Origin of the sequence: Cellulophaga algicola DSM 14237 (assembly GCF_000186265.1) — a bacterium.
GTDB lineage: Bacteria > Bacteroidota > Bacteroidia > Flavobacteriales > Flavobacteriaceae > Cellulophaga > Cellulophaga algicola.
Genome location: NC_014934.1, coordinates 1,081,509 through 1,102,408 on the forward strand (window position 1 = coordinate 1,081,509; position 20,900 = coordinate 1,102,408).

Below are 20,900 nucleotides of genomic sequence, written 5' to 3' on the forward strand. Positions count from 1 at the left end.
TTAAGCCCATTCAACGAAAAAATAAGTAACAATCTCATTATTTGTAAGGTTACCTTTTAAATTTCAACTAATTAAAAAAAAGTGAGTTATGAAAGTTTTTTACCTAGTACTGTTTAGTCTACTGTCGTTTAGTTTTGCTAGCTCTAGCAAAACTTTACCAATTAAAAACACCCCAAGTCATACCGAATGGAATACCTTGCTGGCTAAATACGTTGATAAAAAAGGAAATGTAAACTACGCTGCTTTTAAAAAAGATAGTTTAGCCTTAAGCAGCTATCTAGAACTTTTAGCAAAAAATGAACCAACAGATCAATGGTCTAAGTCAGAAAAACTAGCCTACTACATTAACCTTTATAATGCTGCAACTGTCAAATTAATTCTTGACAACTTCCCCGTAAAAAGCATAAAAGACATTAAAGGCCCTTGGGATAAAGAATGGGTTAAAATTGGAGCTAAAGTCTATTCGCTAGGATATATTGAACATAAAATTTTACGTAAAATGGAGGAGCCAAGAATTCATTTTGCTATAAATTGTGCTTCGTATTCATGTCCTAAACTGGTAAACAAAGCGTACCTAGCTGCAACCATTGAAAAGCAATTACAAGAGGCTACATTTGATTTTATAAATGACACTACCCGGAACAAAATTGCAGAAAATGAATTGCAACTTTCTAATATTTTTAAATGGTATAAAAGTGATTTTACCACTAAGGTTTCTTTGCAAGAATACATAAAACCTTATAGTAAAATTAACATAAACACAGACGCTAAAGTAAAATATCTTGATTACAATTGGAGCTTAAATGAAACCAAATAGCCCTAAAATTAGTATTGTTATTCCTGTTCTAAATGAAGAACAGAATATTAGCAAGATACTCACTTATCTGAGCGCTAATAGCACGTCTAATTACATTGAAGAAATACTTGTAGTAGACGGAGGCAGTAATGACAATACCGTTTCCCTTGCCTTAGACAATGGAGCTACAGTAATTTACTCCCAAAAAGGAAGGGCAAAACAATTAAATACCGGAGCAAAATTTGCTAAAGGCTCCATTTTATATTTTCTGCACGCGGATACATTTCCTCCGAAGAATTTTGATAAACTCATTATTAATGAAGTTCAGAAAGGGAATAATGTAGGTAGTTTTCAGCTTAAATTTGACACCAACAGTACCTTTCTTAATTTCTTTGGCTGGCTTACTAGGATAAATTTAAGTATTTGCAGAGGTGGTGATCAATCGCTGTACATTACAAAAAAACTATTTTTAGAAACTGATGGATTTAATGAGAATTACATTATTTATGAAGATAACGAATTCATACGGCGTGTATACAAAGTATCAAATTTTACCGTGCTCCCATTTAAAGTAAAAACATCTACAAGAAGGTATGATGAAAAAGGCAAAATAATACTACAATATCATTTTGGCGTAATTCATCTCAAAAATTATTTAGGCGCAGGTCCTGAAAAATTATACGATTATTACAAACGGAAGATAGCCGTTTAGTTTTCGTAATCTAAAATTACCCCTTCACTAATCCACTTTGCTAATGCTTGGCGATTATCCGAATCAAGTATTCTACGCTGATCCATTTCATTAGTAATATTTCCAATTTCAATAAAGGTCATGGCCGGATGCGTTTTTCTAACTAAATAAAGTGCCGTCCTATCTTCAAAAGTTCCAGAATAGGTTCTACTAGGTTGGTATTGTTTATATTTTGCCTCAAAAGTTTTATGAATACTCTCCGCTAACTTTTTACCGTTTTTACTGTCTTCATGGTGGTAAAAGAAAACATCAATATTCTGACCCTCACTCCTACTATCTACATGTGTTACAATCAATCGTTGGTATTTACCCTTGTTTTCTTTATATAACTTATTTACCACTTCTACACGCTGTTTTAGACGCGCTACTTGATTTAAAGGTATTTCCTCATTAGGGTAAACAACCTCATCACGGTCCATTTCTAAAATTCGATCGTCCCGAATACCATCATCAGGATCGCGAACAATAACATAAACCATAGCACCATGAGAAAGTAACTCTTTAGCTAATCTTAATGTAACATCATACGCATATTCATCCTCTGAAATTGCTTTTCCTGCATACGTTGTCATTGCTCCAGGATCTGGACCACCATGACCAGAAACTAAATAGTAAACAGTATTCTGTAATTTTGTACTTTGTGGGATTACTTCTGCATGCTTTTTACCAAATATCTCATATGAAATGCCTTCCACAGATTTAGGTTCTGTTTTAACTTTTACATTTAAATTACGCTGTACATTTGGAATTTTATACGTCCTACCCTCATATAAATGAACACTGTCTCGCAAATTGTGAACGTTCATTGATACAAAAGCTCCATAAGTTTCATAAGGATCTACTCCTTGCTTTCGCAATAATGAAAGTATACCATCACCTTTTTCTGCAATTACAGAGTTTACAGCGTTTTGCGCATATAGCGGCAAATTAGCGATACACACTAAGGCTAATAAAACATTTTTAATGCCTGACTTTAATAGAGTAATTTTAAAATTCAATTTTATAGATTTTATGTATGTAGAAGAATTACTTTTTATCTTCCATCGCTATAGTTGAGTAATCAATTTGTATACCAGTAGTTAATACGTTGACAAATTTAGTTTTATTTGTAACAGTTGTTGTATTGGAATGTATTTTTTTATTTTGATTTTCTACTTTAACAAATGTCAATGCTGGTAGCACATTATTTACCAAATAGGAGTTTGTTTTATCTGCTAAAAACGTAGATTCATTTTGCTTAGCATTTAATCTAAATTTTTTTGCCTTAAAGGTCTTTGTAATACTTTTGGCAAAATGAGCTCCTTCACTACTCTTTAGATCATGACCAATATAAACTGATGAAGATGTACTTAGGTTTCCATTGCCTACATCAACAACTAATAAACGCTGATAGTCTTCTTGGTGTTTTAAATACTGCCTATTAATTGCTGCTACATAATCACCCAAACTTGTACTATCATCTTCATTATTCTCAAATAAAAAAACCCGAGCACCATGTTCTAAAAGTTTAGCCGCTATTGCTGCGGCAAGGTCATAATTATTTTTAGAATTTGCTTTTTGAAGCTGTAAATTTTCTGGATCAAAATTATCAATCAGTAAGAAATAAACGGTGTTTTTAAGTAAAGTATCTCTTTTCTTTAAACGCACTTCTGTTGTATTGAAAATAGGATGGTCCTCCTGATTGTTTAAATTTATCTTTCTCCCCATATTCCTAAAAGAGCTCTCGCTATTGGGAATCTTATAGGTTTTTCCTCGTTCTAAATAACTCCCATCAACAATTAAACCTCTATTTAGTTTTAAAAATTCCTGGTAATACTTATCTACCTGAAGGCCTTCTCTCCATAAGATAGAAACAATTCCGTCTCCTTTCTGAGCAATAAATGTTTGATGGTTAGTTTGTGAAAATCCAAATTGGATTATCGCAAATAACGTCAAAAAAGGGGGGATTGTTTTTCGGTAATTCATTGATACTATTATTTATAGTAAATATTATTAAAAATATTGTCCAATTCCAAATACTAATCCTTTTGTTGCGTCTTTTGTGATACCATACCCGTAATCTATCCTGAAAATTGCATTAAAAACCCTTTTATGCATAAATCGCAAACCTACTCCTGGATAAATTCTAATATTTTCATTTTGACTAAAATCACTTAACTCACCTCCAGGATTTCGCCAAGAACCGCCATCTACAAAAATATTACTTTGTAATACAAACCAATCCTCATCAATTAAAGTATGTCTATATTCTGTATTAAAAACAATAGCTCCAGTACCACGGTCTATGGTGTTACCAACTCCTCTTATATTTAAATTATTATCTAAAGTAAAAGGAGCAAAAGGACTATCTGAGTTAGTTGCTAAACCAAGCCGAACTCTATTAGCTAAATTTCCTTTTGGTCCAATACGTTTATAAAACAAAAAATCATTGAAACCAATAACAAAATCCGGAAGATTACCACCGGCACCATACACATATTGTAAGTTCAAAGCACTTTTAAATCCATTTACGTATTGATAATGATAGTTTAGCGCATTAAAATTATACAACACTTTCCATAAGCGCTTATCTACCTTTAAGGCTCTTGGTACCTCATTACTAGTAAACCCTTCAAGGTATTGATAGTCTTCTGAAAAAAGGCTAAACCCAAATTCAACAGTATTTTTTAGGTTTATTTCATACAGGCCCAAAACTTCAACTCCTTTATTATTATATTTATAATCAGCCGTTGCTTCACTAAAAAAAACGGGCTCTTGAGTTGTAAAATCAGTGTAACTAATTGACAACCCCAATTTATTAGAAAATAAATAAGGTGCCCTAACACTTAACCCATAAGAGCTAAAAATATCATATTGATAAAATCCACCCAAAGTAATATTCCTACCCAATAGATTAAATTCTTGCAACCCTAATCGAAAAGCAAAAGCATCGTTTGAGGAACTAAAGAGATTTGCAAAAGGAATTAATGTGAAGTTTTCTTCAATAGTAAAAATAACCCGAACAGCGCTAGAGTCCAGTTTTTTTATTTTATAGGTAGCATTAGCGACGAGAGGCAATCTTTTAAGCTTTAAAAGGTCGTTTTCTAAAGCAAGAGTATCTAAAATAGCTCCTTTTTTTGAAGTAATAAGTTTTGTTATGAAAGCCGGTTTCGTTTTTTTTACACCTTCAATATTAATTTCTTTAATAGTTATTTCCTGCCCTAAAGCACTATTACAAACCAATAATAGAAAACAAAAAAGAAAAAAAAAGGGCTTCATAGTTAAAGAATTCAAAATCGATTATTAACCTTATATAGCTGTCTTAATGTTTCTTCTGCAGGTTTGTTTTGAGGCGTAAATCTATTATCATTACCACCTCCAGATTGCTTATGATCTATAAACCATTTCCAAACATATCCTCCAGCAAACCAATCTTCTGACCAAAACTCTTGAATAATGGCCTCAGTAGCATTCACTTGTGCCTCTAAGTTTACATTTTCATCATTCCTATCTACCAACCAAGGTTTCTTAGCAGTATAATCCATACTTCTATAGCCATATTCCGTAAAAAGAATGGGTCTATCTACAGCAATGGATAACTCTTTCATTGCTGGTTTCCATTTCTTCCATCCCTTTCTCAACGCTGCAACAGAGGGCAATTTTTCTTCTGATAGTGGAAAATAGGCATCTACACCTATATAATCTAAAGCTTTCCAGAAAGGCACTTTTGCGTATTCGTCCCAATTAGCGGCATAGGTTAGTTTTCCTTTATATACTTCTTTTATTTCAAGAATAAGTTTAGACCAATAATTAGGTCTATTAACTACAAATTGTTCTAACTCCGTACCAATGCACAATATCTCTACGTTAGCCTCCTGTGCTAATTCCGCATACGTTAAAATAAAATCGCTGTAGGATTGTTCTAGTGTTTGCCATTCCTCTTCACTATTCATTTTTAAATTTCCAGTAAATTCTCCACGCCAAATCCAAATTTGAGGTTTTAGCATAACCTCAATCTTGTTTTTATGCAACATTTTTATATACTGCTTAGCACCACTTTTAGTTTCTCCAAACCATTGCTTATCCGTATTAAACTTAACTTCTGGCGAACTTAAATCACGAATAAATCCAAAGGGCATAACTGCAGCATGGTTTGCATTTAAATCTACCACTTCTTGAATATGTTCTTGCGCCACTTCTATCCTAGAAGACACAAAACTCACCCCATTTATTTTTGACTTTTCTTGACTAGAGCATGATATTTGGATACAAAAAAGAAGTAAAATGCCTATTTTATTCATTAATTATTATTTATAACTCAAAAATAGGCATTTATTAAACAGCCTTTAAAAAATACCGCGTAATCCTAAATTAAAGGTCTCACCAAGGCCCGTATTATTACCTCTTACAAAATTAGTATACAGCAATTCTAAGTTCAATGCTTTGGTCAACTGATATTTTGCACCACCCCCTACTGCCGTAAAATCTTGCGAAAAGTCATTCCCTAAATCAAGTCGTTGAGAGTGTTGCGCTAATGCTAATACTGTAAATTTAGACGTAGGAAAGTAACTTAGGAATAGTCCTGGCGTTAAACTCAAACTATTATTTGCAAAACTTTCTTCTTTATCTCCAAAATGAAGTTCTGAATTTAATTCAGAAAACAGCTGCCATTTATCTCCTGGAAAGGTATAATCATAAAAAAAACGGTTTTGCCAGGTATATCCTTTTTGATCTAAAAATACTCCATTTTCTGTTTCGTTATCTACCAAGGGAATAAAGAAAGAACTTTGGATGCTAAAATTATTCACCGCCGTAAAAGGAACAAACTTTACAGAAGGAGCAATTGAAGTAAGTCCTGAACGTGCAGAAGTATCTTCTCCGTCAAATTTAAAAACATCTAAAGCATTTCTATCATTAATAACATTAGATCTAAATTCTAAAATAACACCTAAATTCCATCTTTTATTTTCTCCAACACCTGTGTATGCTTCTAGGCTAGACGTAAAAAAGGTTTGTCGTGGTTCTTTTCCGTCTGTAAATGTACTTTCTGTTTGCGTATATAAGTTATTAAACCATTTTACGTCTAACTGCCCTTTCCCAATTAATTTTGAGGGTGTATATTGCTGAATATTACTTTTCCCTTGTTCTTGGTCTTCTTGTGCAACCCCAAATGTAAGTGCCAATGTAAACACTGCTAATGCTAAGTAGTTTTTATTTTTCATAATTTCTTTTTAATTTATTTGATGTCGTTTAAGTTCCAATCATAAGGGTAATAGCTCATTTTAGCATTCTCCGGAAGCTTTTCTGTTTTATACGTATTAATGAAATCTATTAAAGAAGTATTATTTTGTGTAAAATCTTTTTTATACCACTCAAATAATTGTGATATTTTCACTTTATCCTTTTCAACTACAATAAAACTAGGGTTATTCAGTGCTTTTTTGGTCTGTTGCGTAAGCTGGCTATTTAATTTAGACGGCATATAAGCACCATTTATTATAGGCGGACACCCTAATCCTGCACAAACCAAGACAAAATGAAACCGTGCTTCTTTAGGGAACTCTGCTCTTAATTTTTTATTCTCTATATCATTAAGAGTGATATTTTTTCCACTTATAGTATAGGTTATTTTATCAAAAAAGCCACCAACATCTAAAGGAGATTTTAAAGGATAATTAGCAACAACACCATCTATTACTGATATATTATAGGCATTTATCCAAAAAGCTTGATATTCTAAAGTGTTACTTTTAGATACTGAAAGCGTTGAAATCATATTTTTTAACACTAACAAATCTTCCTTATTATTTTTTATTGCTTCATACCTAAGCTTGCCATTTACTACATACATTTTAAAAAATGCATCAGATTTGTACATAAATTCTGTCGTTTTTTGTGAGAACACTAAATTTATTCCTATTAAAAAAAATACTATAAATACACTCTTTTTCATATCTTAAACAATTTATCTGTAATTATACTTAAGTCGAGAAGCTTACTCAATGCTAACAAGAATTGAATTCTTCGATTTAGATAGTTCAAATAAAATCAAAGAATATCACAATTTTATAACAGAAATATTTTATTTAAAAATTGTTAAGTTCTTACAATTCCTTACGACTCAACCTCAACAACCAATCAAAGCATATGGAAAACATTGTCATTATTGGAAATGGAATAGCAGGTGTAACCGCCGCTAGACACATTCGAAAATTATCTGATAAAAAAATTACGATCATTTCTGCAGAAAGCGAATATTTTTTCTCTAGAACCGCACTTATGTATGTGTACATGGGGCACATGAAGTTTGAGCACACACAACCTTACGAAAATTGGTTTTGGAAAAAAAATAGGATCGATCTACGTCACGGTTATGTAAAAAAAGTTGATCATGATGACAAAACCTTAGCACTAAGAGATGGATCTTTTCTTTCCTATGACAAACTAATAATTGCTACCGGATCAAAACCTAATAAGTTTGGTTGGCCTGGGCAGGATTTAAAGGGTGTACAAGGCTTATATTCTAAACAAGACTTAGAACAACTAGAAAAAAACGCTCCTAACAATAAAATTTGTAAAAGAGCCGTAATCGTTGGTGGTGGACTTATTGGAATAGAAATGGCAGAAATGCTACGTAGTAGAAAAATTCCCGTTACATTTTTAGTGAGAGAGAATAGTTTTTGGAATGGAGTACTCCCAAGTGGAGAGTCACAGTTAATTAATGAACATATTCTAGCACATCATATAGATTTGCGATTAGAAACAAATCTAGAAGAAATTATTTCTGATGAAAATGGCCATGCCAAAGCAATAAAAACGGATAAAGGTGACATTATTGAATGTACTGTAGTAGGACTTACAGCCGGAGTGACGCCAAATATCGATTTCCTTAAAGATTCTGGTATAGAATTAGGTAGAGGCGTAAAAGTAAATAGACTTTTAGAAACCAATATAAAAGATATCTATGCTATTGGCGATTGCGCAGAACAACATGAAGGTATTGGGAATAGAAGACCTATTGAGGCTGTTTGGTACACCGGTAGAATGATGGGTGAAACACTTGCCCAAACTCTATGTGGAAACCCAACAGAATACAAACCCGGACATTGGTTTAACTCCGCTAAGTTTTTAGATATAGAATACCAAACATATGGCTGGGTATTTAGCGAAAGAAGTAAACAAGACCATGAAGAGCATTTTCATTGGCGGCATGCCAAAGAGAATATTTGTCTAACCATTGCTATTCATAAAGACACCAAAAAATTCTTAGGAATCAATACGTTTGGAATTCGAATGCGACACGAAATTTTTGATCGTTGGCTTACAGAAAATCGCCCTATAGACTTCGTCGTTGAACATTTGAAAGATGCCAATTTTGATCCTGAATTTTATAAAGCTTATGAAAATGAAATTGTAAGTAAATTTAATCAAGAGTATAACACAAGCATTAGCGTTAAAAAGAAAAGTTGGAAAAGAATTTTCAGCAAAGCGTAATTATAATAAGGTAAAAAATACAACATGAAAATAATACAAAAAACCGGCCTTGTTATCTTTTTGATAGGCTTAGCAATCTTCACCGCAGTTCCATTACTAGGAACTTTTAAATTAAACCAGAGTTCTTTTGATAGCATCGTTACTGATAAAAAAATAAAAAGTGAGGTTTTTATATCCGAGATCACTAATAATGTGGTAGGTAAGGAGTTTTCCGGAATGCAAGCCTTGTCTCCAGTTGTAGCCAAAGCACTTGACAATGCTAATGAAACCCACATAAAAAATAAAGAGTACGCTAAAAAAATATATACAAGCGCTAGCGACATGGCGGCGCTTATAGGCAAAAAATCAGGTACTGGTTTTATCGCTAACAACAAAGGCATCATGTGGTTTCTTACTTTTGGTTTAGCCATTATTGGAGCATTAATGTACATCTTACCTAATGCTATTTTATTAGGTGCAAAAGGAATAAAAAACGATGGTGTCTATCACGATAGCGCAACCAACAAAGGGTGGATTGCCTGGATGGTTTTTATTTTCCTGGTTTCTTTCTACCTCGTTTTATATTTTGCATCTGAGTATGCCGTTAATTGGACATTTTTAGTAGACCCTATTAGCGAAAGTTTAAGTGGTAATCCTGCAGGTCATTGGTTTGTATATGGCTTTATGTATTGTGTAGTCATGAGTGTTATGGCCGCAAGAATGTATATTAAATACCGACACAATGTATACCAAATGGTACGCACAACATCGGTCTTATTTTTTCAAATTGTATTTGCATTTCTTATTCCTGAAATTATGGTGCGTTTGCAAATGCCGTATTATGATTTTAAAAATGCGTTTCCTTTAGATTATGATTTCTTTTTTCAATGGAATCTAAAAGAGCTTTTAAACAGCGGTGGTATCGGTCTTTTTATATTGGTTTGGGGTATTGTTTTAACCTTAGTTTTTGTACCTGTAATGGTCTATTTCTTTGGAAAAAGATGGTACTGTTCTTGGGTTTGTGGTTGTGGTGGCCTTGCCGAAACTTTAGGAGATCCTTACAGACAGCATTCTAGCAAATCATTATTTTCTTGGAAAGTAGAACGTTGGTTAATTCACGGAGTTTTGTTATTTGCATTAGTGATGACTGCCCTAACGCTTTATAGCTTTTTTGCTGAAACAAGCACTGTATTTGGCATTAAAACATCAGGGATCCAAAACTTATATAGCCTTTTAATCGGTTCTATTTTTGCTGGAGTTATTGGAACAGGATTTTATCCAATTTTTGGAAACAGAGTTTGGTGTAGATTTGGTTGCCCACTTGCTGCTTATTTAGGATTTGTACAACGTTTTAAATCACGTTTTAGAATTACCACTAATGGGGGGCAATGCATCTCTTGTGGCAACTGTTCTACCTATTGTGAGCAAGGTATTGACGTTAGAGCTTATGCTCAAAAAGGAGAAAACATTGTACGCTCTAGCTGTGTAGGCTGTGGGGTTTGTTCTGCTGTTTGCCCAAGAGGTGTTCTTAAATTAGAAAACGGCCCAGAAGAAGGGAGAATAAACCCTACCGAAGTACTTTTAGGTAATGATGTTGATTTAATGGATTTAGTAAACAAAAAATAATCAACTATGTATTTAAAAGCTTTTTTTTATGTTTGCGCTTTCGTTCTTATGAAGACTAGTGTTTTTGCAAAAACGTATTCCAAAAATTATTATAAAACTGGAAAAATAAAATCTGAAGGATGGGTAGACAATGGAAACAAAAATGGCTATTGGAAATTCTATTATAAAAACGGCAACCTTTCAGAACAAGGACATTATAAACAGAATAGCAAAACAGATTACTGGGTTTATTTCACAGAAAAAGGAACCTTAAAGCAAGAAGGAAGTTATAGCTACGGTCAAAAATACAATTGGTGGTTATTTTATAATAGCAAAGGGCAGATTAATCATAAATGCCAACTTAGTAAAGGGGTTAAAGATGGCTATTGCTTAAAGTATATTGACGAGAAGCTAAGTTCGGCTGAAAAATATAAAAATGGAGAAAAAATTAAAGAATGGTTTAGCTTTTCTAGCTTCAGAAGCGAAAATAAACTTTCTGACTTAAGATAATGACAGAAATTATAGTAATAATTCCAGCATATAATGAGGCAGATTCTATAGCCCATGTTATAAAAGAGATTCCTAATAGTGTAACTGAAATAATTGTTGTTAATAATAATTCTACAGACAAAACTGCTGAGAACGCTGAAAATGCAGGTGCTACCGTACTAACAGAAACTAGAAAAGGATATGGCTATGCCTGTTTAGCTGGATTAGATTATATCGCGAAAACATCTAAAACACCCGATATTATCGTATTTGTTGATGGTGACTATTCTGATTACCCAGAAGAACTCACTAAAATAGTTGCTCCTATCATCAATGATAATATAGATATGGTTATTGGAGCTAGAGATGAAGCGTTAAGAGAAGATGGTTCTATGACGCCGCAACAAATATTTGGAAATTGGTTAGCTACTTTTCTAATGAAACTATTTTTTAGCGCAAAATTTACAGACTTAGGCCCTTTTAGAGCCATAAAATATGATAAATTACTGGCGCTGAACATGGAAGATAAAACCTATGGTTGGACGGTAGAGATGCAATTAAAGGTTTTAAAGAAGAAATTTACATATACCGAAGTACCAGTACGTTATAAAAAAAGAATTGGCATATCAAAAGTGTCAGGTACCGTAAAAGGTAGTATATTTGCAGGCATAAAAATCCTAAGTTGGATTTTTAAATATAGTATAAAATAAAATGGCATTAACAATTTCCTACATTATCATTGCAATATATAGTATTGCTCTTGTTTTAATTTTCTTTTATAGTTTGGCACAGTTGAATCTGTTATTCAATTACTTAAGCCATAAGAAAAAAAATGAAACTGCTCCCAAATTCAACCTTTTAGATCCTAAAGAAATTCCATTTGTTACCATTCAACTTCCGGTATACAATGAAGAGTATGTAATGGATCGTTTGTTAGAAAATATTGCAAAAATAGAATACCCATCAAGCAAATTAGAAATTCAAGTTTTAGATGATTCTACAGATGAGTCAGTTGAAAAAACGGCAGAACACATTAAAAAATTACAAGAAACTGGCTTAGACATTCAACACATTAGACGTGAGAATAGATCAGGTTTTAAAGCGGGTGCCCTTAAAGAAGGATTAACTATTGCAAAAGGAGAATTTATTGCAATTTTTGATGCAGATTTCTTGCCATCATCAGATTGGCTAAAAAAGACAATTATTTATTTCAAGGATAGAGAAATTGGTGTTGTACAAACACGTTGGGGTCACATTAATAGAGACTACTCTACGTTAACAAGAATTCAAGCATTTGCCTTAGACGCTCATTTTACATTAGAACAAGTTGGTAGAAATGCAAAAGGACATTTTATCAATTTTAATGGTACTGCTGGTATTTGGCGTAAAGAATGTATTCTTGATGCTGGTAACTGGGAAGGTGATACTTTAACTGAAGATTTAGATTTAAGTTATAGAGCACAATTAAAGAACTGGAAGTTTAAATATCTTGAAGATGTAGAAACTCCTGCAGAATTACCAGTAGTTATTAGTGCTGCACGTTCTCAGCAATTTAGATGGAACAAAGGTGGTGCAGAAAACTTCAGAAAGACCGTTACAAGCGTTGTTTCCTCTAAAAATATCCCTTTTAAAACTAAATTTCACGGGGTAATGCATTTACTTAATAGCTCTATGTTCCTATGTGTATTTATAGTTGCTTTTTTAAGTATTCCTATGCTTTACATTAAAAACAGCTATGGACACTTAGGGTGGATTTTTGAAGTAACAAGCTTCTTTATCGTAAGTACCATTATTTTATTTGTCTGCTATTGGTTTACCTACAAAAGTATTCAAGGTAGTAGTTTTAATAATTTTATAGATTATATAAAACTATTTTTCACATTCTTCTCTATTGCTTTAGGCTTCTCTTTACACAATTCTATTGCTGTACTTGAAGGCCATATGGGTAAAAGAAGTGAATTTGTTAGAACTCCAAAATTTAATCTTGACAACATTAGCAACAGTTGGAAAGGAAATAAATATTTAGCTACGAAACTATCTCCAAATATGATTATTGAAGCGGCATTAATGGTATACTTCTTATTTGGAATGTATAGCGCAATACCACTGAATGATTTTGGTTTATTCCCTTTTCACTTTATGTTATTTTTAGGATTCGGTTTCGTATTCTTTAAATCACTTACGGCAAGAGCATAAGAATGCAATCGTATTGGAAACTGCATAAAGTTTCATTAATAATGATGCTCTTAAGTAGCATCTTATACTACGTATTCGCATATCATTTTGAAAGAACAGAATTTATAAAACTAGTAATCCTCTTCGCAGGGTTACTAGTTTTGTGTTTTAAAATAGTACAGTTTAAAAAATTAAACCTAAAATTTATTCTCGCAACAGGTATAATTTTTAGACTCATCTTTTTAATCACTATTCCAAATCTTTCTCAAGACTTTTATCGCTTTATTTGGGATGGTGAATTGGTTAGTAATTTTATTAACCCGTATTTAACCATTCCTAATGACCTAATTTTAGAGCCCAATCTACTTATAGATAATGCCAAAGAACTTCTTGTAGGCATGGGAGACTTAAGTCCTAAATACCACAGTAATTACCCGCCTTTAAATCAATTAATTTTTGGAATTGCAGCTTTACTCGGTTTTAAAAGTATCTTAGGATCTGTTGTGGTGATGCGTATTATTATAATACTAGCAGATATAGGTATTGTATACTTTGGAAGAAAGTTACTACGCAAACTTAACAAATCGCCACATTTAATCTTTTGGTATTTTCTAAACCCATTAGTAATTATAGAATTAACAGGAAATCTTCATTTTGAAGGGGTCATGCTCTTCTTTTTTGTTTGGTCGCTTTATCTCTTAGCCCAAAACAACTGGAAGCTTGCAGGAGTACTCTATGCCTGTTCTATAAGTATTAAGTTAGTGCCGTTATTATTTCTGCCATTACTCCTAAATCATTTTAAGTTTAAAAAAAGTTTAGCTTTTTATAGCATTGTAGGTTTAACATCCCTAGCACTACTTCTTCCCTTCTATTCTTCAGAATTTATAGCTAATTATTCAAAAACAGTGGGCCTATGGTTCTCTAATTTTGAATTTAATGCCAGCATTTATAACGTTACAAAAAAAATAGGCGTAGATTATTTTGATGCAAAACCCTGGGAACTAATTAAATCTTATGGAAAACTAACCCCTATTATTACGATCTTGACCGTGTTAGTTTTTACATTTTTTAGAAAAAATCATGATTTAAAAACACTAATAAGTTCAATGCTTTGGGTATTATCCATATACTACTTCATATCACCAACCGTACACCCGTGGTATATTATCTTTTTAGTATTGCTTTCCTGCTTTACCAACTATCGATACGCATTAATCTGGTCAGCTACCGTAATTCTGAGTTACTGGGCCTATTCTGATCCTAATTACATAGAACACCTAGGAATTCTTACCGTTGAGTATCTTATAGTATTTTCCTTTATGATTTACGAATTAAGCAAACAACGTAACAAATTGTAAAGTTTTTGTAAAAATTTGAACACTACTGTTGAAAAGTCAATTTAATTTGTACTTTTGACTCATAATGAACAACAACAATAACATATTCACTACTAACAGGTCATCTTCACCTGTTCGTTCATTTACGCCTACACGTCGTCGCCCGTAAGGGTGCATTATAACTATGGAAATAGGTGAGTCCATTTCCGCTAAGTCTCAAAACAACATTTCATTAATATTTTTACTCTTAAACCCTAATTGGCAATGGAATTACTAATTGCTAACGAATCACATTTTAAGTATGCAGAAATTATCTGCGATACTATTGCAGATTCTGCTAAAACTCGTGGTACTGGTATTGCAAAACGTACGCCAGAATACATTCGTAAGAAACTTGAAAACGGTAATGCTGTAATAGCTTTAGATGGAACCACATTTGCGGGCTTCTGCTATATTGAAGTTTGGGGACATGGAAAATATGTCGCCAACTCTGGACTTATCGTACATCCAGATTACAGAGATAGAGGCTTAGCTAAACAAATTAAGCAACGAATCTTTGATCTTTCTGGTGAAAAATTTCCTGATGCTAAAATCTTTGGTATTACTACCGGATTAGCCGTAATGAAAATTAATTACGAATTAGGATATAAACCAACAACATTCTCTGAACTTACAGATGACCCAGAGTTTTGGAAAGGTTGCCAAACCTGTAAAAATTTTGATATTCTTACACGTACCGAACGTAAGATGTGCTTGTGTACAGCTATGCTTTACGACCCTAAAGCCGTATCAAAAAAGAAAGCCGTAGAAGAGAAAGAAAAATTAAATACCAAAGCTTTTAAGCGATTAAAAAGTATAAAAGAATCCCTTTTCCTAAAAAAGAAATAAAATGAAAAAATTAGTTTTAGCCTACAGTGGCGGATTAGACACATCATACTGTGCAAAACATTTATCAAAAGACAAAGGGTTTGAAGTTCATGCCGTTAGTGTTAATACAGGCGGATTCTCAAAAGAAGAAATAAGTCAGATTGAAAAAAAATCTTTAGAATTAGGGGCTACTTCGTATAAATCTATTGATGCCGTTCAAACATTTTACGATAAAGTAGTAAAATATTTAATCTTTGGGAACGTATTAAAAAACAATACGTACCCATTATCGGTTAGTGCAGAACGTATTGTACAAGCTATTGAAATTGTAAACTACGCTAAAAAAGTAGATGCAAAATATATTGCACACGGAAGTACCGGAGCAGGAAATGATCAAGTTCGTTTTGATATGATTTTTCAAATCATTGCCCCTGAAATAGAAATCATCACCCCTATTAGAGATAATAAATTATCTAGAGAAACAGAAATTGCTTACTTGAAAGAAAATGGAATTGACTACCCTTGGGAAAAAGCAAAATACTCTATTAACAGAGGGCTTTGGGGAACATCTGTTGGGGGCGAGGAAACATTAACCTCTAACAAAGCATTACCAGATAGTGCATACCCAAGTCAATTACAAGAAAAAGAACCTACAGACGTAAAACTAACTTTTGAAAAAGGAGAATTAGTAGCTGTTGATGGCGTCAAAGATAAACCTGTTGCCAATATAGAAAAGCTAGAAGCTATGGCTTCTAAATATGCCATTGGTAGAGATATACATGTGGGCGATACTATTATTGGCACAAAAGGCAGAGTTGGTTTTGAAGCTGCTGCTGCTTTAATCATCATTAAGGCACATCATTTATTAGAAAAACATACCCTTACCAAATGGCAACAATACCAAAAAGAACAGCAAGGTAACTTCTATGGAATGTTGTTACACGAGGGTAATTATTTAGATGAAGTAATGCGAAACATTGAAGCTTTCTTAACAGATACTCAAAAGAATGTTTCTGGGGATGTTTTCTTAAGCTTATACCCATTCCAATTTAGATTAAACGGAATTTCATCTACACATGATTTAATGACGGATGCTTTTGGAAGTTACGGTGAAGAAAATAAAGGATGGTCTGCTACCGATGCGAAAGGTTTTATAAAAATACTTTCAAATCCAGGTAGAATATACAATCATGTAAACGTAGAAAAGTAAAAACGATGATCAAAGCAGGCATAATTGGTGGTTCTGGATATACGGGTGGAGAACTTATTCGTATTCTTTTAAACCATCTTGAAACAGAAATAGATTTTGTGTATAGCACTACAAGAGCAGGTAAAAAAATTACTACAGCACATCCTGATTTATTAGGTCTTACAACTATTGCTTTTACAGGTACTGTAAATTTAAAAGTCGATGTTGTTTTCTTATGCTTAGGACATGGAAATTCTACCAAGTTTTTGAAAGAAAATAAATTTTCTTCAGATACTAAAATTATAGATTTAAGTAATGACTTTCGCTTACATGCAGATGCTATATTAGAGGGCAAAGAATTTGTTTATGGTTTACCTGAAACCAATAAGGAAAAAATAAAGTCCGCCAATTACATTGCAAATCCCGGTTGCTTTGCTACCGCTATTCAATTGGCTTTATTACCCTTAGCAAAAGCAGGACTCCTTAAAAAAGAAATACATATTAATGCTGTTACAGGGAGTACTGGTGCTGGCGTTAGTCCTTCTGACACGACACATTTTAGCTGGAGGAACAATAACGTGTCTTGGTACAAGCCATTCACACATCAACATTTAGGAGAAGTAGGTGAAAGTTTAGCTTCTTTTAATACTCCTGTTGGCGAGTTATTATTTCTACCCACTAGAGGAAACTTTCCTAGAGGAATTTTAGCTACAGCATATACCGTGTTTGATGGTGAACTAGACGAGGTAATTGCTTTATATAAAGATTTTTACAAAAACGCTTTGTTTACTCAGGTTGCAGACGAAGAAATACATCTAAAACAAGTGGTAAACACCAATCAGTGTCATATTCACTTACACAAACACAATAACAGATTATTGATCACTTCTGCAATAGACAACCTATTAAAAGGTGCCTCTGGACAAGCGGTACAAAATATGAATCTCATGTTTGGTCTTGAAGAGCGTAGCGGATTAAATTTAAAAGCAGCAGCATTCTAGTTAGCTTCGGTTAGCGCAAAATAAACGCATCCTTTATCGGAAAGGAAGGTATAGGTAACAAAAACGAACTTAAAGAACAGTAATGAAAATAGCAATTATAGGAGCAGGAAATTTAGGTCTGGCTATTGCCAAAGGAATCTTAGCTACCAATGGTGCAACTACCATGTACCTAACCAAAAGAAAAACAGGCAGCATTGAAAAGTTTGAAAAATACGGCAATGTAACCGTCACCTCTAATAATAGAGAGGCTGTAACTAACGCTGATATTCTAATTTTTGCAGTTCAACCCAATCAGTTTGTAAACATACTAGAAGAAGTAAAAGACCTATTAACAGATAAACATGTGTTAATTTCAACCATTACTGGGTTTAGTATCGCTCAAATAGAGGCTATCGTAGGAGAAGACCAAAATATTATTAGAAGTATGCCTAATACAGCAATTTCTGTAGGCAAATCTATGACCTGTATTTGCGCTAATGAAAGGGGAAAGAAAAGAATTGAACTGGCGCTGGCAATCTTTAACAGAATGGGATATTCTATGGAAATTCCGGAATCTCAAATGCAAGCAGCTACTGTAATTTGTGCTAGCGGAATTGCATTTTGGATGCGTATGATTCGCGCAACTACACAAGGTGCAATACAATTAGGTTTTGATGCTAAAGAAGCACAAGAACTAGCCATGCACACCTGTAATGGTGCCGCAGCCCTACTCATTGAGTCTGGCAGCCATCCAGAAGCAGAAATAGACAGAGTTACAACGCCTCAAGGTTGTACTATTCAAGGATTAAACGAAATGGAACATCAAGGTTTGAGTTCTTCATTAATACAAGGGATTGTAGCTTCTTACGATAAAATTAGCCGTATCAAAGAAGGAAACATGTAGTTACTAATACATTAAAAATTAAAAAATGAAACTATTTGATGTTTATCCTTTATACAACGTAACTCCCGTAAGTGCTAAAGGAAGTATCGTTACCGATATAAACGGACAAGAGTATTGGGATTTTTATGGAGGTCATGCTGTAATATCTATCGGACATGGACACCCACATTATGTTAAAAGATTAGAAGATCAATTACATAAAATTGGGTTTTACAGCAATGCTATTCAAAACCCACTACAAACAGAACTCGCTACTAAATTAGGAGTACTGTCTGACTGTGAAGATTATAATTTATTTCTATGTAGTTCAGGAGCAGAAGCCAATGAAAATGCTTTAAAAATGGCTTCATTTATTACTGGAAAATCAAGAGTTATTGCTTTCAATAATGGATTTCACGGAAGAACCTCTGCCGCTGTTGCCGCTACTGATAATCAGAACATAAATGCCCCCATCAATAAACAGCAAAAAGTAACTTTTTTACCTTTTGATGCTATTGATGCCTTTGAAAGCGAAATTAAAAAAGGAGATGTTTGCGCCGTAATTCTTGAAGCAATTCAAGGAGTGGGCGGATTAGACGAACCATCTACCGAATTCTACCAAGAAATTGCAAGAAGCTGTAAAGAGCATGGTGTTATATTAATCGCAGATGAAGTGCAATCCGGATTTGGCAGAAGTGGTAAATTCTTTGGATTTCAACATCACAACATTCAACCAGACATTATTAGTATCGCTAAAGGAATGGGGAATGGTTTTCCTGTAGGAGGAGTTCTAATTCACGAAAGCATTGAAGCTAAATACGGAATGCTAGGAACCACCTTTGGCGGTAACCATTTGGCATGTGCTGCATCTCTTGCCGTGTTAGAAGTTATTGAAAAAGAGAAGCTAATAGAAAATGCAGATAAGATAGGTAACTATTTTAAAAAACGTGCTGTTGAAATTCCACAAGTAAAGAAAATTAAAGGACGTGGATTAATGCTTGGTTTAGAGTTTGATTTTGAAGTGTCAGAATTACGCAAGAGACTAATTTACGATCAGCATATTTTTACCGGTGGAGCAAGTAATAAAAAACTGCTGCGTATTTTACCTGCGCTTAACATTTCAGAAAAAGAGATTGATATCTTCTTTGAAGCTTTAAAAAAAGAACTATAGTGAGTTTATTATTAAGTATAGAACAACGGAATAAGGTTTTAAATACCATGGCTGAGTATATAGCCCTGGAAAAAGAAGCTATTTTAGAAGCCAATAAAAAAGATCTGGCAGCCTATACCGGTGATGATCTTGCTATGGGAGACCGACTAAAAGTTGATGACGCTAAAATTGAAGGTATGATTATATCTTTACAACAATTGGCAGAACAAGAAGATCCTTTAGGGGTAGAACGCTTTGGTTTCACGCATGAAAATGGCATTAAAGTGAGTAATAAAACAGCTCCTTTTGGAACTATTTGCATTATTTACGAATCAAGGCCAGATGTAACTATTGAAGCCGCCGGGATTGCTTTTAAATCTGGAAATAAAATCTTATTAAAAGGCGGAAAAGAATCCATACAAAGTAATTTAGCCTTAGTAGCGCTTTGGCATAAAGCTTTAGAGCACAACGAGTGCACTACGGACTGGGTAACCTATTTGCAATTTAACCGTGAAGAAACACAAGCATTTTTACAAAATCCAACACAAAAAATAGATTTAATTGTACCACGTGGAGGAGAAAAGTTAATTGCCTTTGTAAAGAAACACGCTACTTGCCCTGTAATTATCAGCGGGAGAGGTAATAATTTTGCTTACGTTGCCACAGATGCCGATTTAGAAATGGCAATCGATATTATTATCAATGCAAAAACCACCAAAATATCAGCTTGTAATGCGTTAGACAAAGTTCTAATTGCTGCTGATATGCCTCGGAAATTTGAATTTCTTCAACATCTAATTCAAGAATTAAAGAAACGTGATGTAGAAATTTTAACAGATCAAACGCTTTCTGATTTAGAAGGTTCTACCACTTTTGAAGATGAAGCAATTTGGTATGAAGAGTTTTTAGATTATAAGATTGTTATTGGACAGGTTGCAGACATAAACGAAGCAGTAGCTAAAATTAATACCTACGGTGGCGGCCATTCTGCTGTGATTATCACTTCAAACGAAGAAAAAGCACAGCTATTTATGGAGTCTGTAGATTCTGCCGCAGTATATCATAACGCCTCCACGCGATTTACCGATGGTTTTCAATTTGGATTAGGAGGAGAACTAGCCATAAGTACAGATAAATTACACCAAAGAGGACCTATTGGCCTACAGCATTTAGTAACCAATAAATGGTATGTTTTAGGAAACGGACAAGTTAGAAGTTAAGATAAA

At 33.6% G+C, this 20,900-nt stretch carries 20 protein-coding genes; 14 read left to right on the forward strand and 6 right to left on the reverse strand.

Annotation, left to right across the window (positions count from 1 at the left end; all coding sequences use genetic code 11):
- Positions 1 to 88: 88 nt before the first annotated feature.
- Together CELAL_RS04650 and CELAL_RS04655 are read left to right on the forward strand one after the other, a co-directional pair.
- Positions 89 to 817, forward strand: a complete 729-nt coding sequence (locus CELAL_RS04650; protein WP_013549752.1) for a DUF547 domain-containing protein — start codon at positions 89 to 91, stop codon at positions 815 to 817.
- A complete protein-coding gene (locus tag CELAL_RS04655; RefSeq protein WP_013549753.1) occupies positions 804 to 1,508 on the forward strand; it encodes a TIGR04283 family arsenosugar biosynthesis glycosyltransferase in 705 nt (234 codons plus the stop codon). The genes CELAL_RS04650 and CELAL_RS04655 overlap by 14 nt, the downstream gene beginning before the upstream one ends.
- Here CELAL_RS04655 and CELAL_RS04660 read toward each other — a convergent pair.
- The 6 genes from CELAL_RS04660 to CELAL_RS04685 are packed head-to-tail and all read right to left on the reverse strand — an operon-like array spanning position 1,505 to position 7,479.
- Positions 1,505 to 2,545 carry an N-acetylmuramoyl-L-alanine amidase family protein gene (locus CELAL_RS04660; RefSeq protein ID WP_013549754.1) on the reverse strand — a complete coding sequence of 347 codons (1,041 nt, stop codon included), beginning with the start codon at positions 2,543 to 2,545 and terminating at the stop codon, positions 1,505 to 1,507. The two genes, CELAL_RS04655 and CELAL_RS04660, sit on opposite strands and share 4 nt — an antisense overlap.
- A 28-nt stretch (positions 2,546 to 2,573) precedes the next feature.
- A complete protein-coding gene (locus CELAL_RS04665; protein ID WP_013549755.1) occupies positions 2,574 to 3,512 on the reverse strand; it encodes a hypothetical protein in 939 nt (312 codons plus the stop codon).
- Between the two features lie 27 nt (positions 3,513 to 3,539).
- The gene (locus CELAL_RS04670) at positions 3,540 to 4,805 is read right to left on the reverse strand and encodes a POTRA domain-containing protein (protein WP_013549756.1); all 1,266 of its coding nucleotides are present in this window, start codon (positions 4,803 to 4,805) and stop codon (positions 3,540 to 3,542) included.
- An 11-nt stretch (positions 4,806 to 4,816) separates the two neighbouring features.
- Complete coding sequence (locus CELAL_RS04675) at positions 4,817 to 5,827, reverse strand: glycoside hydrolase family 113 (protein ID WP_013549757.1); 1,011 nt, start codon at positions 5,825 to 5,827, stop codon at positions 4,817 to 4,819.
- Positions 5,828 to 5,872: 45 nt separating this feature from the next.
- Complete coding sequence (locus tag CELAL_RS04680; protein WP_013549758.1) at positions 5,873 to 6,748, reverse strand: hypothetical protein; 876 nt, start codon at positions 6,746 to 6,748, stop codon at positions 5,873 to 5,875.
- Between the two features lie 14 nt (positions 6,749 to 6,762).
- Complete coding sequence (locus tag CELAL_RS04685) at positions 6,763 to 7,479, reverse strand: DUF547 domain-containing protein (RefSeq protein ID WP_013549759.1); 717 nt, start codon at positions 7,477 to 7,479, stop codon at positions 6,763 to 6,765.
- Positions 7,480 to 7,673: 194 nt separating this feature from the next.
- Here CELAL_RS04685 and CELAL_RS04690 point away from each other — a divergent pair, with 194 nt between their 5' ends.
- The 12 genes from CELAL_RS04690 (at position 7,674) to CELAL_RS04745 (ending at position 20,894) form a co-directional block, all read left to right on the forward strand.
- The gene (locus CELAL_RS04690) at positions 7,674 to 9,020 is read left to right on the forward strand and encodes an NAD(P)/FAD-dependent oxidoreductase (RefSeq protein WP_013549760.1); all 1,347 of its coding nucleotides are present in this window, start codon (positions 7,674 to 7,676) and stop codon (positions 9,018 to 9,020) included.
- Between the two features lie 24 nt (positions 9,021 to 9,044).
- Positions 9,045 to 10,625, forward strand: a complete 1,581-nt coding sequence (locus CELAL_RS04695) for a 4Fe-4S binding protein (protein WP_013549761.1) — start codon at positions 9,045 to 9,047, stop codon at positions 10,623 to 10,625.
- A 48-nt stretch (positions 10,626 to 10,673) separates the two neighbouring features.
- Complete coding sequence (locus CELAL_RS04700; protein ID WP_148229653.1) at positions 10,674 to 11,114, forward strand: toxin-antitoxin system YwqK family antitoxin; 441 nt, start codon at positions 10,674 to 10,676, stop codon at positions 11,112 to 11,114.
- Positions 11,114 to 11,803, forward strand: a complete 690-nt coding sequence (locus CELAL_RS04705) for a glycosyltransferase family 2 protein (RefSeq protein ID WP_013549763.1) — start codon at positions 11,114 to 11,116, stop codon at positions 11,801 to 11,803. Before CELAL_RS04700 ends, CELAL_RS04705 begins: the two co-directional genes overlap by 1 nt.
- A gap of 1 nt (position 11,804) precedes the next feature.
- Complete coding sequence (locus CELAL_RS04710; protein ID WP_013549764.1) at positions 11,805 to 13,289, forward strand: cellulose synthase family protein; 1,485 nt, start codon at positions 11,805 to 11,807, stop codon at positions 13,287 to 13,289.
- A gap of 41 nt (positions 13,290 to 13,330) precedes the next feature.
- Positions 13,331 to 14,626, forward strand: coding sequence for a glycosyltransferase 87 family protein (locus CELAL_RS04715; protein WP_013549765.1), 1,296 nt, complete (start codon positions 13,331 to 13,333; stop codon positions 14,624 to 14,626).
- A gap of 243 nt (positions 14,627 to 14,869) precedes the next feature.
- A complete protein-coding gene (locus tag CELAL_RS04720) occupies positions 14,870 to 15,493 on the forward strand; it encodes a GNAT family N-acetyltransferase (RefSeq protein ID WP_013549766.1) in 624 nt (207 codons plus the stop codon).
- A gap of 1 nt (position 15,494) precedes the next feature.
- Positions 15,495 to 16,682 carry an argininosuccinate synthase gene (gene argG, locus CELAL_RS04725; RefSeq protein WP_013549767.1) on the forward strand — a complete coding sequence of 396 codons (1,188 nt, stop codon included), beginning with the start codon at positions 15,495 to 15,497 and terminating at the stop codon, positions 16,680 to 16,682.
- Positions 16,683 to 16,687: 5 nt separating this feature from the next.
- Entirely contained in the window at positions 16,688 to 17,662 is a 975-nt protein-coding gene (gene argC / locus CELAL_RS04730; protein ID WP_013549768.1) for an N-acetyl-gamma-glutamyl-phosphate reductase, read from the forward strand.
- Between the two features lie 82 nt (positions 17,663 to 17,744).
- Entirely contained in the window at positions 17,745 to 18,545 is an 801-nt protein-coding gene (proC, locus tag CELAL_RS04735) for a pyrroline-5-carboxylate reductase (protein WP_013549769.1), read from the forward strand.
- Positions 18,546 to 18,570: 25 nt separating this feature from the next.
- Entirely contained in the window at positions 18,571 to 19,695 is a 1,125-nt protein-coding gene (locus tag CELAL_RS04740; protein ID WP_013549770.1) for an aspartate aminotransferase family protein, read from the forward strand.
- Positions 19,695 to 20,894 (forward strand): glutamate-5-semialdehyde dehydrogenase, encoded by a 1,200-nt coding sequence (locus tag CELAL_RS04745; RefSeq protein WP_013549771.1) that lies wholly within the window; start codon positions 19,695 to 19,697, stop codon positions 20,892 to 20,894. The genes CELAL_RS04740 and CELAL_RS04745 overlap by 1 nt, the downstream gene beginning before the upstream one ends.
- Positions 20,895 to 20,900 lie beyond the last annotated feature (6 nt).

Coding starts and splice junctions, on each gene's coding strand:
- argG (WP_013549767.1), top strand. CDS start 15,495: ATGAAAAAATTAGTTTTAGCCTACAGTGGCGGATTAGACACATCATAC.
- CELAL_RS04695 (WP_013549761.1), top strand. CDS start 9,045: ATGAAAATAATACAAAAAACCGGCCTTGTTATCTTTTTGATAGGCTTA.
- CELAL_RS04690 (WP_013549760.1), top strand. CDS start 7,674: ATGGAAAACATTGTCATTATTGGAAATGGAATAGCAGGTGTAACCGCC.
- CELAL_RS04740 (WP_013549770.1), top strand. CDS start 18,571: ATGAAACTATTTGATGTTTATCCTTTATACAACGTAACTCCCGTAAGT.
- CELAL_RS04665 (WP_013549755.1), bottom strand. CDS start 3,512: ATGAATTACCGAAAAACAATCCCCCCTTTTTTGACGTTATTTGCGATA.
- proC (WP_013549769.1), top strand. CDS start 17,745: ATGAAAATAGCAATTATAGGAGCAGGAAATTTAGGTCTGGCTATTGCC.
- CELAL_RS04705 (WP_013549763.1), top strand. CDS start 11,114: ATGACAGAAATTATAGTAATAATTCCAGCATATAATGAGGCAGATTCT.
- CELAL_RS04680 (WP_013549758.1), bottom strand. CDS start 6,748: ATGAAAAATAAAAACTACTTAGCATTAGCAGTGTTTACATTGGCACTT.
- CELAL_RS04700 (WP_148229653.1), top strand. CDS start 10,674: ATGAAGACTAGTGTTTTTGCAAAAACGTATTCCAAAAATTATTATAAA.
- CELAL_RS04720 (WP_013549766.1), top strand. CDS start 14,870: ATGGAATTACTAATTGCTAACGAATCACATTTTAAGTATGCAGAAATT.
- CELAL_RS04675 (WP_013549757.1), bottom strand. CDS start 5,827: ATGAATAAAATAGGCATTTTACTTCTTTTTTGTATCCAAATATCATGC.
- CELAL_RS04710 (WP_013549764.1), top strand. CDS start 11,805: ATGGCATTAACAATTTCCTACATTATCATTGCAATATATAGTATTGCT.
- argC (WP_013549768.1), top strand. CDS start 16,688: ATGATCAAAGCAGGCATAATTGGTGGTTCTGGATATACGGGTGGAGAA.
- CELAL_RS04670 (WP_013549756.1), bottom strand. CDS start 4,805: ATGAAGCCCTTTTTTTTTCTTTTTTGTTTTCTATTATTGGTTTGTAAT.
- CELAL_RS04655 (WP_013549753.1), top strand. CDS start 804: ATGAAACCAAATAGCCCTAAAATTAGTATTGTTATTCCTGTTCTAAAT.
- CELAL_RS04715 (WP_013549765.1), top strand. CDS start 13,331: ATGATGCTCTTAAGTAGCATCTTATACTACGTATTCGCATATCATTTT.
- CELAL_RS04650 (WP_013549752.1), top strand. CDS start 89: ATGAAAGTTTTTTACCTAGTACTGTTTAGTCTACTGTCGTTTAGTTTT.
- CELAL_RS04685 (WP_013549759.1), bottom strand. CDS start 7,479: ATGAAAAAGAGTGTATTTATAGTATTTTTTTTAATAGGAATAAATTTA.